Annotated in this window: 14 protein-coding genes; 3 read left to right on the top strand and 11 right to left on the bottom strand. The window is 70.7% G+C overall.

Annotated elements, in window-relative coordinates; genetic code table 11:
• Positions 1-73: 73 nt before the first annotated feature.
• On the top strand, positions 74-394 hold the full coding sequence (locus Q0741_RS05500) for a winged helix-turn-helix domain-containing protein (protein ID WP_298232189.1): 321 nt from the start codon (positions 74-76) through the stop codon (positions 392-394).
• Positions 395-450: 56 nt separating this feature from the next.
• On the opposite strand, the gene Q0741_RS05495 is transcribed toward Q0741_RS05500, so the two are convergent.
• Together Q0741_RS05495 and pstS are read right to left on the bottom strand one after the other, a co-directional pair.
• A complete protein-coding gene (locus Q0741_RS05495; RefSeq protein WP_298232188.1) occupies positions 451-1,434 on the bottom strand; it encodes a sulfite exporter TauE/SafE family protein in 984 nt (327 codons plus the stop codon).
• Between the two features lie 216 nt (positions 1,435-1,650).
• Positions 1,651-2,694, bottom strand: a complete 1,044-nt coding sequence (pstS, locus tag Q0741_RS05490; protein ID WP_298232187.1) for a phosphate ABC transporter substrate-binding protein PstS — start codon at positions 2,692-2,694, stop codon at positions 1,651-1,653.
• 277 nt (positions 2,695-2,971) lie between these two features.
• Between pstS and Q0741_RS05485 the strand changes: the two genes are divergently transcribed.
• Complete coding sequence (locus Q0741_RS05485) at positions 2,972-4,471, top strand: Ppx/GppA phosphatase family protein (protein ID WP_298232186.1); 1,500 nt, start codon at positions 2,972-2,974, stop codon at positions 4,469-4,471.
• Between the two features lie 40 nt (positions 4,472-4,511).
• On the opposite strand, the gene Q0741_RS05480 is transcribed toward Q0741_RS05485, so the two are convergent.
• From Q0741_RS05480 to Q0741_RS05460, 5 genes are all read right to left on the bottom strand, one after another.
• Complete coding sequence (locus Q0741_RS05480) at positions 4,512-5,207, bottom strand: RES family NAD+ phosphorylase (RefSeq protein WP_298232185.1); 696 nt, start codon at positions 5,205-5,207, stop codon at positions 4,512-4,514.
• Positions 5,204-5,611, bottom strand: a complete 408-nt coding sequence (locus tag Q0741_RS05475) for an antitoxin Xre-like helix-turn-helix domain-containing protein (protein ID WP_298232184.1) — start codon at positions 5,609-5,611, stop codon at positions 5,204-5,206. Before Q0741_RS05475 ends, Q0741_RS05480 begins: the two co-directional genes overlap by 4 nt.
• 133 nt (positions 5,612-5,744) lie before the next feature.
• The gene (locus tag Q0741_RS05470; protein WP_298232183.1) at positions 5,745-6,062 is read right to left on the bottom strand and encodes a polyhydroxyalkanoic acid system family protein; all 318 of its coding nucleotides are present in this window, start codon (positions 6,060-6,062) and stop codon (positions 5,745-5,747) included.
• 99 nt (positions 6,063-6,161) lie between these two features.
• Positions 6,162-7,673 carry a CYTH and CHAD domain-containing protein gene (locus Q0741_RS05465; RefSeq protein WP_298232182.1) on the bottom strand — a complete coding sequence of 504 codons (1,512 nt, stop codon included), beginning with the start codon at positions 7,671-7,673 and terminating at the stop codon, positions 6,162-6,164.
• Between the two features lie 17 nt (positions 7,674-7,690).
• Positions 7,691-8,218 (bottom strand): histidine phosphatase family protein, encoded by a 528-nt coding sequence (locus Q0741_RS05460; protein WP_298232181.1) that lies wholly within the window; start codon positions 8,216-8,218, stop codon positions 7,691-7,693.
• Between the two features lie 217 nt (positions 8,219-8,435).
• On the opposite strand from Q0741_RS05460, the gene Q0741_RS05455 reads away from it, so the two are divergent.
• Positions 8,436-9,983: a methyl-accepting chemotaxis protein gene (locus Q0741_RS05455; protein WP_298232180.1), complete on the top strand. Its 1,548-nt coding sequence runs from the start codon at positions 8,436-8,438 to the stop codon at positions 9,981-9,983.
• 13 nt (positions 9,984-9,996) lie between these two features.
• Here Q0741_RS05455 and Q0741_RS05450 read toward each other — a convergent pair whose 3' ends face one another.
• The 4 genes from Q0741_RS05450 to Q0741_RS05435 form a co-directional block, all read right to left on the bottom strand.
• Complete coding sequence (locus tag Q0741_RS05450; protein ID WP_298232179.1) at positions 9,997-11,856, bottom strand: EAL domain-containing protein; 1,860 nt, start codon at positions 11,854-11,856, stop codon at positions 9,997-9,999.
• A 209-nt stretch (positions 11,857-12,065) separates the two neighbouring features.
• On the bottom strand, positions 12,066-12,617 hold the full coding sequence (locus Q0741_RS05445; protein ID WP_298232178.1) for an isochorismatase family protein: 552 nt from the start codon (positions 12,615-12,617) through the stop codon (positions 12,066-12,068).
• Positions 12,618-12,619: 2 nt separating this feature from the next.
• Positions 12,620-13,225, bottom strand: coding sequence for a GNAT family N-acetyltransferase (locus Q0741_RS05440; RefSeq protein ID WP_298232177.1), 606 nt, complete (start codon positions 13,223-13,225; stop codon positions 12,620-12,622).
• A 117-nt stretch (positions 13,226-13,342) separates the two neighbouring features.
• The gene (locus tag Q0741_RS05435; RefSeq protein WP_298232176.1) at positions 13,343-14,296 is read right to left on the bottom strand and encodes a LysR family transcriptional regulator; all 954 of its coding nucleotides are present in this window, start codon (positions 14,294-14,296) and stop codon (positions 13,343-13,345) included.
• Positions 14,297-14,349: the final 53 nt, after the last annotated feature.

Raw genomic sequence — 14,349 nt, 5'->3', positions numbered from 1 at the left:
TCCGTGACCAGGCGGGCGTGCCTGCTCCGTGAAAGGTGTGCCACGCACGGCGGACGCGCCAGCCGCAACGGCCATGCGGCAAGCGGCCGGCCTTGGCACGCTGCGCCACGAGGGGCGCGTGGCGCGCGGCCACAAGACCGCCGTGATCTCGCCGCCACGCGCGGAGCTGGAGTTGCTGCGCTGCCTGGTCGAGCACCAGGGGCGCGTGGTCAACCGCGAGCAGATCATCGCGGCGGCCTGGGGCCCGGACCACGCGGTGGACGTGCGTACCGTGGACGAGCACATCAAGCGGTTGCGCCGTCACCTGGACGGCAGCCGGGGCCGCTCCATGGTCCGGACCCGGCGCGGCGACGGGGACCGGCTCAACGTCGGGGCGTTGGGCGTGCAGGCCTGAAATGAAAACGGCGCGGGAACACCCGCGCCGTCGTCCTGGTCCTCAGGGCTGCAGTTTCAATGCAGCGCCTTGTAGATGTTGAAGGCGCTGATCAGCGTGATCAGCACGCCCACGATCGTCATCAGCGTGCGCGGCTTGAGGCTCTTGCACAGCAGCGCGGCCAGCGGCGCGGCGAACATGCCGCCGAACACCAGCCCCGCCACCATCAGCCAGGTCGCGGGCTCGCCGGCCAGCAGGATGAAGGACGTGGCGCTGGAGAGTGTCAGGAAGAACTCGGCGAAGTTCACCGAGCCGATGGTGGTGCGCGGGTCGCCGCCGGCGCCGATGATGTTGCTGGTGACCACCGGGCCCCAGCCGCCGCCGCCCGCGGCGTCCACGAAGCCGCCCACCAGGGCCAGCTTGCCCACGTGGCGCGGCTCCTGCTGCTGGTTCTTGAACTTGCCGCGCCAGGCCTTGCGCAGGATGTACACGCCCATCAGCAGCAGGTAGGCCGAGATGAAGGGCTTCATCACCGCGCCGTCGAACTGCGTCACCAGCACCGCGCCCAGCACCGCGCCCAGGATGCCCGGCACCAGCAGCCGCACGAACAGCGACTTGTTGACGTTGCCCAGCTTCACGTGCGAGATGCCCGACAACCCCGTGGTGAAGACCTCGGCGATGTGCACGCTGGCGCTGGCCGCCGCCGGCGTGGCGCCAGCCGTGAGCAGGAACGTGGTGGCCGTGATGCCGTAAGCCATGCCCAGCGCGCCGTCCACCACCTGCGCCAGGAAGCCCACCGCCAGCGCGCTCCAGAAGGTGGGACTGGACAGCGCGCCGCTGATCAGCTCGAAGCCGCTGTGGCCGCCGTTGTCCCCGAAGAACAGCCGCCACACCACCGCCACCACCAGCGTCGCCAGCACCGCCACTGCCGCCCACATCGCCATGCGCAGCACCGGGTGCTGGTCCGGGTGCGAAACGACGTCCTCCACCGGAGGCAGACCTGCCGCCTGGTGCTGCAGGTTGATCGGGCTGGCGCTGAGATCGAGGTCGCGAATTTTCATGATGTGGGAAGGTCAGCCCGATAATTCATGCCTTATGACTGACTTGTATAAGCAAGCGCACAAAGATACGCTGCACTGCTTATGACCCAAAAGAAGATTTGCGAGCTTGAGTATGCGTTTTACGTGCTTAAAGCTTCAGCGCCGTTGGAAGCTCGTGGTGCGTGAGGGAGTCCGCACCACCGGCCGTACCCGCGTCGCCGGCGCCAGCAGTCCGCATCAGTTGACGGCGGCCAGCACCTTGCCGTCGGCGCTCTTGATGGTCGTCCATTGCTTGCGCACCAGGGCCTTCAGGGAGGCGGGCAATGCCACGTACTCCAGCTCGGTCGCCATGGCGTCGCCGTTGGCGTAGGCCCAATCGAAGAACTTCAGCGCCGCGGCGGCGTTGGCCGGCTTCTCGGGCGTCTTGTGCATGAGGATGTAGGTCGCCCCGGTCAGGGGCCAGGCGTCCTTGCCGGGCTGGTCGGTGAGCACCTGGAAGAAGCTCTTGTTCCAGTCGGCGCCGACGGCGGCGGCCTTGAAGGTCAGGTCGTCCGGCGCCACGAAGTGGCCGGCCTGGTTCTTCAGCAGCGCATAGCTCATCTTGTTCTGCTTGACGTAGGCGTACTCGACGTAGCCGATGGCGCCCGGCAGGCGCTGCACGAAGGCGGCCACGCCCTCGTTGCCCTTGCCGCCCGCGCCCGTGGGCCAGTTCACCGCCGTGCCCTCGCCCACCTTGGCCTTCCAGTCGGCGTTGACCTTGGACAGGTAGTTGGTGAACAGGAAGCTCGTGCCCGAGCCGTCGGCGCGGCGCACCACGGCGATGGGCGCATCGGGCAGGCTCACGCCGGGGTTGATAGCGGCGAGCGCGGGGTCGTTCCACTTGGTGATCTTGCCCAGGTAGATGTCGCCCAGCACCTGGCCGGTGAGCTTCAACTGGCCGGGCTGCAGGCCCTGGACGTTGACCACCGGCACCACGCCGCCGATGGCGGTGGGGAACTGCAGCAGGCCCTCGGCGGCCAGCTCCTCGTCCTTGAGCGGCATGTCGGAGGCGCCGAAGTCCACTGTCCTGGCCTTGGTCTGCTTGATGCCGGCGCCCGATCCGACGGACTGGTAGTTCACGCGCACGCCGGTGGCCTTGTGGTAGGCCTCGGCCCACTTGGCGTAGATCGGCGCGGGGAAGGTAGCGCCCGCACCGGTGACGTCCTGGGCGGCGGCGTTGCCGGTGGTGGCGACGAACAGGGCTGCGGACAGCAGCGGCAGGGTGAAGGCAATGCGATTCATCACGGCTCCTGGGTGAAAAGCGGATGGCGCCAGCTTCGTTGCGGCGTGTGTCACGGCGATGACAGCGGTGCGGCGCTTCGCGGCCGCATGGCGCGTGTGCCGCGGCAGCTGCGGTCCCTGGTGGTGACGGCCGCGCATGTCATGGAGGCGTCACGCGGGCGCCTTAGGCTTGGCGGCGCTTCCCTGCCGTGGAAGACGAGAAGTACGAATATTCGCGAGGGCCGCATGGCATGCGGCCTGCCCCGCGCCTGAAAGCCCGCCCCTGCCCGCCACGCCCATGAACGACGCCGCGACTTCACTCCCCCTGGCCGCCATCGACATGGGGTCCAACAGCTTTCGCCTGGAGATCGGCCAGCTCAAGGGCGGGCGCTACCAGCGGCTGGACAACCTCAAGGAGGTGGTGCGGCTGGGTGGCGGGCTGGACGCGCAGGGCCTGCTGCAGGAGGAGGCGGCCGAGCGCGGGCTGCAGACGCTGCGGCGCTTCCGCGATCGGTTGTCGGGCTTCGAGTTGGGCGGCCTGCGCGCCGTGGCCACGCAGACGCTGCGCGAGGCGCGCAACCGTGACGAGTTCCTGGTGCGCGCCTCGGAGGTGCTGGGCTCGCCGGTGGAGGTGATCTCCGGGCGCGAGGAGGCGCGGCTGATCTTCATTGGCGTGGCGCAGCTGCAGCCCTCGGCCTTGCCGCGGCTGGTGGTGGACATCGGCGGGCGCTCCACCGAGCTGGTGCTGGGCTGCGGCCGGGTGCCGGGCGAGGCGGAGTCCTTCCAGGTTGGCAGCGTGTCGCTGTCACTGCGCTACTTCGCCGACGGGCGGCTCACGCCCCAGGCTTTCGAGGCCGCGCGCGTGGCGGCGCAGGCCGAGTTCGAGGAGGCCGAGACCAGCTTCGAGCCGCACCTGTGGCGGGAGGCGCTGGGCTCCTCCGGCACGGCCGGCGCGGTGTCGCTGCTGCTCGCGAACCACGGCATCACCGACGGGCGCATCACGCCCTCGGCGCTGAACTGGTGCATCGAGCGCTGCATCGATGCCGGTCACATCGACCGCTTGCAGCTGCGCGGCCTGCGCGACGACCGCCGTCCCGTGATCGCCGGCGGGCTGGCGATCCTGGCGGCGCTGATGCGCGAGTTCGGCATCAAGGAAATCGCGCCGGCCAAGGGCGCGCTGCGCCAGGGGGTGATCGTGGACCTGTACGAACGCCAACGCAGCGCCGGCGGCGAGGTGCCGGACCTGCGCGACGCCTCCGTCGCGGCGCTGCAGCAGCAGTTCCACTGCGACCTGGCGCAGGCGCGGCGTGTGCACGACGCGGCGCTGGCGCTGCATCACGACATTGCCCCGGACGCCGGCGCCGACGAGCGCCGCGAGCTGGCGTGGGCCTGCGCGCTGCACGAGATCGGGCGCTGCGTCTCGCACCACGACTACCACCGCCACAGCGCCTACCTGATGGGCCACGTGGACGCGGCCGGCTTCTCTCAGAGCCAGCAGCGGCGCATCGCCGAGCTGATCCTGGCGCAGCGCGGCGGGCTGAAGAAGGTGGAGGCCTCGATGGCGCGGCGCTCCTTCGCGCGCCAGGCGCTGTGCCTGCGGCTGGCGGCCATCCGCTGCCATGCGCGGCGCGACACCGACGGCCCGCAGCTGCGCATCGACGCCCAAGGCGCCAGCCGGCTGGCGCTGCGCTGGGAGCCCACGGGCGTGCCGGCCGACCCACGCACGCTGCACCTGCTGCGCGAGGAGATCGCGCTGTGGGCGCAGCAAGGGCATTTCACGCTCTCCCTCAAGAGCTGAACCGATGGCGCAGGACGGCGGCCTTCTGAATCTCTGACCGTCAACGATTTCCAGGAAGCGGGTGGTGGTCCGACTTGCGGTACCAGCCCGAGATGGCCTGTCCGTCCCAGACCAGGCTGACGTGCGCGCCCTGCACGACGGGAATCTGGACCGCCTTGGGCCTGAACACCGCCACGCACTCGCCTCCCTCGCGCCGCACAGACCGGTACAGCAGTCCCCACGAGCCGGCCGCCCGGTATTCACGCGCCAGTTGCTTGGAGGCGGCGTAGCCGTGCGGATCGTGGGCTGGTGCCCAAGGCTCACCGCGGATGTCGTGCATGGGTTGCACGATGTGGGCGACGCAGGCCCGGTAGTCCACCTCGATCGGCGGCTGACGGGTTTCGCCGAGGAAGCGCTCGGCGTGAAAGCTCGCCTCGGCGATGGCCGTCTCCAGGCTTTCGCCGGCGTAGTACACGCCCCAGGTGCCGTCACTGAATCGGGAGCCGCCGCGGTTCAGGTACGTGAAGGCCGCCATCACTGGGGTGCTGCCGGTCCCGAACACGCGCTCACCTTCCGGCACGAGATCCAGCTCACCAAGCTCTTGGCGCAAGCGGGGGTTGGTGTAGGCCTGTACGGCGAATACCGCGTCCAACTCGTCCTGGCTGGCCACGTCGTCGAACAGCGACACCGGCGGGAAGCGGCTCGGGATCACGCGGTACGAGGGACGCCACGGGACCTCGATGCACGCCGCGATCAAGCGAAGTCCCCGCCGCGCTGCGCATCCAGGAAATCGGCCACGTCCTTGAGGTCACCCACCCGGCCGCCCAGCATGTGTGCGAGTGCCGTGCTGCCGCCAAAGAGCGGCGACGAATTCGGCTGCCGGGGCCACGCGTAGGCCCGCTCGGGAATCGGCAGCAGCACCTTCAGCGCGGCGTGGATGCGGAAGACATAGCTCAGCCGCTCCAGGGTCGCCGGGTCCAGCGGTGCCGTGATCTTCCCGGCCTGCCATCGGTAGAAGACCGAGCGGCTGGTGCCCAGGAGCGTCTGCTTCTCGGACGGGTTCAGGCCCCACAAATCCGCGATACGGAAGAACACGGCCAGGGCTTTCGCTGAGGTATCGGACGACCGCAGGTCGGCGCGGTCAGCAGCGTGATCAAGCATGGACGCCTCCTGTCCATGATTGTGCCACCCGGGACCAAACAATGATTCCTATCCCCAATGGGATATTGTTGCCAGGAAGCGGGCCGGATCGGCTCTTGGCTGGCATCCACCAACTTTCCTGGCCAGCTTCGCCTCAAACCCTCGCCCCCTGCCCCGCTTGCGCCTTCTCGATCTGCCGCTCCAGCTTCTGCGTCAGCTGGGTTTCGATGGTGCCGGCGAACACGCTCATGAGCAGGCCCAGCTGCACGTCGATACGGAAGCGGTCGGCCGTCACGTCCAGCGTGCCGCTGACGCCGGAGCGGCTGAAATGCAATTGGTCGGCGCTCGCGCCCTGGTCGAAGCGGCAGTGCAGCCCATGCTCGGTCACAACCTTCTCGGCCCAGCGCCGGGCCAGGCGGCGCGCCGTGGGCAGGCCCAGGCTGTGCACGCGTTCGATGTGGATGCGGGACATGGTTCGACCTCGTAACAAAAAACCATGCGAGTTTCACCCGGCTTCCCGGCATGGCTGCCATGCGCCGGACATCGCGACGCCGCAACGCGGTTGCATTGCTCAGGACTTGCCTTTTTTCTTCCAGAAGCGCGGCGCCTCGGCCACCTTGCGCAGCGCGCGGCGGCAGTCGCGGGCGCTCTGCTGCTGCCGAGCCTCCAGCCAGCCGACGGCGAACCAGGCCTCAGGCTGCGCTGCCGTGGCGCGGCGGAAGGCCTCCAGCCCCACGGCCTCGTCGTTGTGTTGCCCCAGCGCGTCCTGCGCCGGACGCAGCGAGTCGACGTAGCGCTCCACCGCGTGCGTGCCGTACAGCGGCGCGACGAACTCGCTCAGGTAGCGCAGCCGCTTGAGGCGCTTGCGCACGCGGTGCTGCCGCTGCACCGGCAGCTCGGTGAAGCGCTCGCCGTCGCGCACCACCTGCTTGTGCAGCTTCGCCAGCCGCTCGCGCAGGGCCTTGCGGCAGCCGCCGTCGTGCTTGCAGCCGGGCTGCTCCGGCGCGTCCTCGGCCAGGGTGAAGGCCAGCAGGTCCAGCAACACGGTCTGGAACGCGGTATCGCGCACGGCCCGCGCCGGCGTGTGCGGCTCGCCCTCGGGATCGGGCCAGCGCAGCCCTTGCGGTGCGCCCGCCTCGGCCAGCCGAGCCAGCACGGAGCGGCTCACCTCCTGCTGGTCGCGCGTCTCGCCCAGGTGCGAAAAGGCGGTGGCCAGCACGGCCTGAGCTTCGTCGTCCAGCACCGCGCCGAAGCCGCCGAGCTCGCGCAGCGCGGTGCGCAGCCGGCGCAGGCCCACGCGCGCCTGGTGCACGTGCTCCGGGTCGGCGCTGCCGGTGGCAACCTCGCCGGCGTTGGGCAGGATCTGGTCCAGGCAGCACCCCACCACCGCGCGCAGCAGCGCCGGTGCCGGCATCGACCACGCCAGCGCCGGCACCCCGGCCTTCACCGGCGGGGCATGCTCGCGCCCGGCGGCCAGCAGCGTGCCGCGCTGGGCCTTGGAGGCGGTGGACAGCCACAAGCCCTGCGCCGCCACCCAGGGCCGCGCCAGCGCGAACAGGCCTTCGGCGGGGCCGTCCTTGAGCTCCAGCTCCAGCTCGCACACCGGGACGCCGCGCCCCTGCGCGTGCAGGCTGCCGAGGTCCAGCGCGACCTCGACCCGCGCGTCGCCCTGGCACATCTCGCACGTGCGGCGCTCGATGCGGGTGTGGAACTGTTCCACCACCAGCGTGGAGAGGTCGTCCAGCGAGCCGCCCAGCGCCTGGGCCAGCGCACGGCCGGCGGGGCTGTCGCGATGGCGGGCGATGTCCGGGCGCGGCATGGCGCGGCCTTCCTCCGGCGGCACTTCCACCTCGTGTTCCAGGCGCTGCAGCCGGTGCCCGCCGGCGCCCTTGAGCGTCTGCACCCAGCGCTCGTTCTCGCGGCGCAGGCGCCAGGAGAAACCGTGCGCGGCGAGTTGCCCGCCCGCCGTGTCGAAGTAGTGCGCTTCCAGCCGGGTGCGCGGCCACTGCGCGGCGTTCAGCGCCTTTTCCAGCGCGGCGCGGCTCTCCGGGGGAATCCGCAGCTTGAGCTCGAGTTCATGCATGGCGGGTCATTCCCTCCTCAACCATCGTGGTGCAGCAGCCGCTGCCGCAGTTCGGTGAAGCGCCAGCCTTCGCCCTGGTGCTCGAAGACCCACACCAGGTCATAGCGCGCGGCGTCCCAGGTTCGCGGCGCGCCGTCGCACAGCGCCTGCGCGATGTCGCCCATGGCCTGGTGGCGCCAGCACAGCAGCACCGGGCCCGGGCTGGCGCGCAGGGCGTCCAGCAGCGGCGCGACTTCTCCTTCGGAGCCGAAGCGCGTATCCACCCGCAGCCCCAGCAGCCGCGCCAGCGGCAGCACGGTGCAGAGCGGGCGGTGGCTCTTGCCGCTGTCGGTGGCGGCAAAGATCGATGCGGGCCGCGCCAGCGGCTGCGGCGGCATGCCGCCGCAGGGCGCGAACAGCCGCGCCAGCGCACCGGCGCGCTGCCAGCCCCGCACCGACAGGGCCTCGCCGTCAGGCCGCCCCTGCTCGTCCACGCCCAGGATGCCGGTCGCCTGGTCGGGCTCCTCGGCATGCCGGATCAGCATCACGTGGCGGGTGGAAGACATGGTTCGACTGCAGGCAAGCACCGGGCCCGGACAGCTCCGGAAAGCACCAGGCCGGCAGCTTGGCGCGCGCCGTGTGACACGGTGATGACAGGGCCGTGAAACCGCACGCGGACTCGGGGGTGTCACGGAGATACAGCTGGTCACGTGGCTGAATCGCGGCTTCGATGCAGGTGCAACCAGCCTGCAGTGATCCGCTGTGCAACTTCCGAGCCTGACCATGACTCCTGGACCCCGTGCCTCCCTGCGTGCCAAGCTGGCCGCCGGAGCCGTCGCTTCCATCCTCACGCTGCTCGTCGTCGTGGCCGCCGCGACGCTGGCGCTGCGCGACATCAACGCCGAGTTCGCTTCATTTGCCGATACGGAATTCGCGGCGCAGTCGGGCGTGGCCAGCCTGCGGCTGCACCTGGGCGACGTGATGCGCCAGGAGAAGGAAACGCTGATCAACATCGACGACCTGCAGGCCGCCAAGGCGAGCCAGGCGCGCTGGCAGGCGTCGCTGCGGGCCGCGCGCGCGAGCCTGCAGCCCCTGCGCCAGGCCGGCGGTGCCGATGCCCGACAGCTGGAGGCGCTGCTGGCCGACTACGAGAAGGCCGCCGCCCCGGTGCTGCGGGACTGCATCACCGGGCGCATCGTCACCGCCACCGAGGGCTACCAGGTGCTGGCCGGCGCGCGCCAGCAGGCGACGAGCATCGACGCGCTGGTGGGCCGGCTGTCGGCGGAGGTGGCACGCCGCGGCGAGGAGCGCCGTGCCGAGGCGCAGGCGCGCTCGGACCACTGGCAACGAGCCATGCTGGCCATCGCGGCCGTGGCCGCGGTGGTTTTCGCCTGGCTGGCCTGGTGGGGCGTGCGCGCCGCCACCGCGCCGCTGGCGCATGCCGTGGCGGTGGCGCAGCGCATCGCCCGGGGCGACCTGGCCGGCGAGGTCAGCGCCGGCGGCCTGCGCGAGTTCGCTCAACTGCTGCAGGCCATGGGCGCGATGCAGGCGCGGCTGCGCGAGCTGCTGCACGACATGCAGCATTCCAGCCACGCCGTTGCCGAGGCCAGCGCGCAGATCGCCGCGGGCAATGGCGACCTGTCCGCGCGCACCGAGCGCACCGCCGCGGACTTGGTGCAGACGGCCTCGGCCATGACCGAGCTGGCGCGCAGCGTGGGCGACACCGAGCAGACCGCGCGCGCCATGGCGCGGCTGGCGCACTCGGCCACCAGCGCCGCGCGCGACGGCAACGAGGCGGTGGCCGCCGTCAGCGGCGCCATGGTCCAGCTGGACCGCAGCGCGGCGCGCATCACCGAGATCACGGGCCTGATCGAGCGCATCGCGCTGCAGACGCGGCTGCTGGCGCTCAACGCGGCGGTGGAGGCGGCGCGCGCGGGCCAGCAGGGCCGCGGCTTCGCGGTGGTGGCCCAGGAAGTGGGTGCGCTGGCCGAGCACGTGGCCTCGGCCTCGGCGGAGATCGCCAAGCTGGCCGGCGAGTCGGTGCAGGTGGTGGATCGGGGCAGCCAGGCCGCGCAGGAGGCCGGGGCGCGCATGGCCCGCGTCAATGCCGCAGTGGAGCGCATGGCCGGCGCCATGGAGCAGCTGCTGGGTGCCGCGGCCGGCCAGAGCAGCCGCATCCGCGAGCTCAGCGGCGCCGTCTCCGACGTGGAGTCGGCCACGCAGCAGAACGCCGCGCTGGTGCAGCAGTCGGCCACCACCTCCGCCACGCTGCGCCAGCAGGCGCAGCGGCTGGCGGGACTGGCGGGGCATTTCAGGCTGGCGGCGGGGTGATCCCGCCCGCGCGCTACGCGCCCTGTCCCCGCCCGGCCTGCTGTGCCAGCCAGGCCTCCAGCGCCGGCGCCGGCATGGGCCGGGCGACGCCGAAGCCCTGGAGCTGGTGGCAGCCCAGCTCGGCCAGGGTACGGGCATGGTCCGGTGTCTCCACGCCTTCGGCCACCGTGGTCAGCTTGAAGGCTCGGGCCAGGCCGATCACGGCGCGCACGATGTGCATGTCCCCGTCGCTGCCCAGCATGTTCATCACGAAGCTGCGGTCGATCTTGAGCGCCTGCACCGGCAACTGGCGCAGGTAGCTCAGCGAGCAGTAGCCGGTGCCGAAATCGTCCAGCGCAATGGAAATACCCTGCCTGGCGCAATCCAGGATGGCCGCGCGCGCGGCGCCCAGGTCGTTGAGCGCGGTGCTTTCCAGCACTTCGAGCTCGATGGCCGCGCAACCTTCCGGGCTCAGGGCCGGCAGGCCCGCCGCGGCCATGATGCCGGCCACCCGCGCCGCCAGCCCGGGCAGCGCCAGCGTGCCCGCGGTGACGTTGATGCTCAGCGGCAGCGGCCGGCCCGCGGCGTGCCAATCGGCCAGTTGCCGCACGGCGCGTTCGATGATCCAGAGGTCCAGCTCCACCTCCAGCGGCGTGCCGGCCAGCACCGGCAGGAAGGCGCCTGGAGCCAGCAGCCCGCGCGCGGGATGTTGCCAGCGCACCAGCACTTCCGCGCCCCGCGGCTCGCGCGTGCGGGCGCAGACCTTGGGCTGGTAGTGCAGCACGAGCTGGTCGGTTTCCATCGCCAGGCGCAGCTCCTCCAGCAGGGCCTGGTCGGCCAGCGGGCGGTCCGGGTCCAGGCCGGTCAGGCACGCGCGGTTCTTGCCCATGCGCTTGGCGCGGTACATGGCCTGGTCGGCGGCGCGCAGCAGCTGCTCGGCCATCTGGCCGTGGTCGGGGTACAGGGCCACGCCGATGCTGGCCGTGAGCTGCAGCGTGCGCTCGGCCAGCGGGTACGGCTGCGCCATGCTCTCCAGCACGCGGTCCACCACCACGTGCACCTCGGCCACGCTGTCGATGCCGTCCAGCAGCAATACGAACTCGTCGCCGCCCAGCCGCGCCGCGAAGTCGCTGTGGCGGATCACGCGGCGCAGCCGCTCCGCCGCCGCCACCAGCACCGCGTTGCCGGCCTCGTGGCCGAGCTGGTCGTTGACCACGCAGAAGCCGTCGAGGTCCAGGTAGCACAGCGCCAGGCGGCGGCCGTTCCTGACGTCGTCCATCATCTTTTCGAGCCGGGCCAGCATCAGCGCCCGGCCCGGCAGGCCGGTCAGGCCGTCGGTCGAGGCCTGGTGCATCAGCCGCGCGATGGTTTCGGTCGCTTCCAGGTGCCGCGCCTCGGCCTCGCGCGTGCGCCTTTCGAGCTGGAGCTGCGACGCCATGGCCTGGCCGATGAGGGCCACGGTCTCCAGCTCGGCCGCGCCCGGCGCCGCCACGCTCCGGCTGGCGCCGCAGAGAAAGCCCACCGTGCGCTCCGACGCTGCCAGCGGCAGCGCGAAGAAGCTGCGCAGGCCGCTTCGTACGGCCTCCGCGCTGCCGCCAAAGTCCCGCGGCACGTCGCTGCTGCAGACGGTCCCGCCGTCGAAGGCCTGCTGGCACAGCGCGTCGCACCAGGCGGCCCGGCTGCCTTCGGCCACCAGCGCCTCGCCCGTGTTCAGCGCGAGCACGATGTCCTGGGAGCGGGTGCTCCAGTCGGTCAGGGTGAGAAAGGTTGTCTCTACACCGGTGAGCCGCTGCACGGCCACGAGCAGGGGCTGCACCATCGCCTTGGAGCCAGCCTGCAGCGTGCAGTCGAAGGGCTCCTCATGTGCCGTTGCGCCGAGCGGGTTCGAGTCCATGACAAAACGTCGTGATGCGTCCTGCTCATGGTGATCCGGGTCGGGCCCGGTCGCCAGCAATTTCAAGGCCATGAGCCCCATGGTTGGAACCCGCTCATGCTCCGGCGGGTGCAGGGCACTGGCCCCGCGCGCGGGCCCGATGCCGTGTTTCTCAGCCCCGGCCGCGGCCCGCACTTCCTTGCCAACGAGGCCGACGCCTCGCGAAGCCCTCAGTCAGCGGCCTTGATGAGTTCCAGGACTTCCTTGAAGCGCGGATGCTTGCAGTCGTCGAGCCACTCGAAGAGCACCATCTCGTGCGTGACGATGGTCGCCCCGGCGGCTGCCAGCCTTCGCATGGCGGCCGCGTGGTCGGATGGCCGGCGCGAGCCGCTGGCGTTTTCGACGACCCACACCTGCTTGCCCGCCCGCAACAGCCCCAGTGCGGTCTGGAGCATGCAGACGTGAGCCTCGCACCCGGCGACGACCACCTGGTCACAGCTTGCCTTGGCCCCGTGCAGCGCCTCGACCAGTCCGTCGGCGCACGCGTTGAAATGCGTCTTGGACACGGTGCGCCCGCACAGGGCCTTCACCTGCTGCGCGTTGGGACCCAGGCCGGCTGGGTTCTGCTCCGTGCCCAGGACCGGGATCTCCAGCACCCGCGCCGCCTGGGCCAGCCGCACCGCCGTGGCCACGACGGCGCTTGCATCGTGGATCGCGGGCATCAGGCGCGCCTGGTAGTCCACGAGCACCAGGGCACAGGTGGCTGCATTGATTGTCTTCATCATCATTTCCGTGAGCCGTCCGTTGCCCGATGGGTGCGCTGTTCCAGGCCGGTATTGAAAGGACCGAGTGCAGCCTGCTGAACATCCGGAGGCTGCGGGTGGGACTCGGGGCCAGGATAGCGGCTCGCGCGGGCTCCAGGCGCCGGCTCGGCCGCCCTCCCGACCTCGGCCACGAAGCTCAGCCCGTGGCGCTTGAAACCCAGCCGCTCGTAGAAGGCATGGGCCTGCGTGCGGCTGGCGTTGGAGCTCAGCGCCAGCTTGTAGCAGCCGGCCTCCGCGGCGATGCGCAGCGCATGCGCCACCAGCGCCCGGCCCAGCCCGCGGCCCTGCGCGGCAGGATGTACCGCCACGTCTTCCACCAGCGCCGCGGGCGTGCCCCGGTGCGCCAGCAACGGCAGCACGAACAGCGTGAGCGTGCCCAGCACTGTGCCGTCGGCTGTGCAAGCCACCAGCACGCGCGCGCCGGGCAGCGCCATCAGCCGCGCGTAGTTGGTGCGCAGGATCTCGGGCTCGCTGCTGCCCGGGGCGTCCAGGCCCGAGGTCTCGTAGAGGGTGGCGATGCCGCCCAGGTCGTCGGGACGGGCGTCGCGCAGGGTCCAGTCAGGCATCTCAGGGTCTCCCGGGATGAGGCGAGTGTGGGCGGACGGTGTGGCGATTTCTTGAAGTTGCTGCGCGGCGCGGGCCCGCCGACACGCCCGGCCTCGGGTGCGGCGGGCGGGCTCGATTCAAGGCGAGCCCTCGCCCCCGCCCGCCAGCTCGCGCAGGATGTCCATGAATTCCTGCACCACCGGCGCCGGAATTTCGCCCTGGCGCGTGATCAGGCCGTAATCGGGCATGTGGTCCGGAATTTCCACGGGAATGCGCGCCAGCAGGCCTTTTTGCACGTATTTGTCCACCAGCGCCGCAGGCTGCAGCGACAGCATGGGCGTGGATTGCAGCAATTCCAGCGCGAACAGGAATGACGTGGTTTCCACGATGCCCGCGGCGGGCAGCAGGTTGGCGGCGTCGAAGATGCCGTCGGACACCTTTCTCAGCGCGGTGGGATGCGGGTAGAGAATCCAGGGCCAGTGCGCCAGCTCCCGCAGCGATGACGGGCGGAATTCGCGCAAGGGGTGCGCGGCGCCGGCCACCACGCACAGCGCTTCGCTGCTCAAACGCTCGTACTGGAAAGGCCCCCGCTGGGCGGGCTCGGTGAAGCGGCCGATCATCAGGTCGATCCGGCGCTCGGCCAGCCAGGCGATGAGCTGGTCGCTGCTCTGCTCGAAGAGTTTCAACACCAGCAGCGGTCGGCGCCGGTGCGCCTCCCGCACCGCGGCCGTCAGCAGGTGCGCGGCGGAGCCGGAAATGGCGCCCACCGCCACGTGCCCGTGCCCGCCCTGCTTCAGCGCGTTGAATTCATCGACGAATTTCTTCTGCCCGGCCAGCGTGGCCGCGGCATAACGCAGCACGAACAATCCCAGCTCGTTGGGGCGCATTTCCCGCGGCAGCCGCTCGAACAGCCGCGCCTCGAATATCTCCTCGATGTCCAGCAATATCTTGGTGGCCGCGGGCTGGGTGATGTGCATCTGCTCGGCCGTGAGGCGCAGATTGCGCGTGCGGCCCAGGATTTCCAGAAACTGCAAATGCCTGAAACGCAGCCGGCCGCAGGCCTGGGCCGTGGTTAAGGGTTTTCCCGACACGCTGATCCATCAATAACTTCCTGGAATGGATTTTAGCGAAACGGTGATTGGAC

The sequence above is a fragment of the uncultured Azohydromonas sp. genome (genome assembly GCF_937926365.1).
GTDB lineage: Bacteria > Pseudomonadota > Gammaproteobacteria > Burkholderiales > Burkholderiaceae_C > Azohydromonas.
Note: the sequence above shows the minus strand (reverse complement) of the source record. Positions and strands in the feature narration are given on the sequence as shown.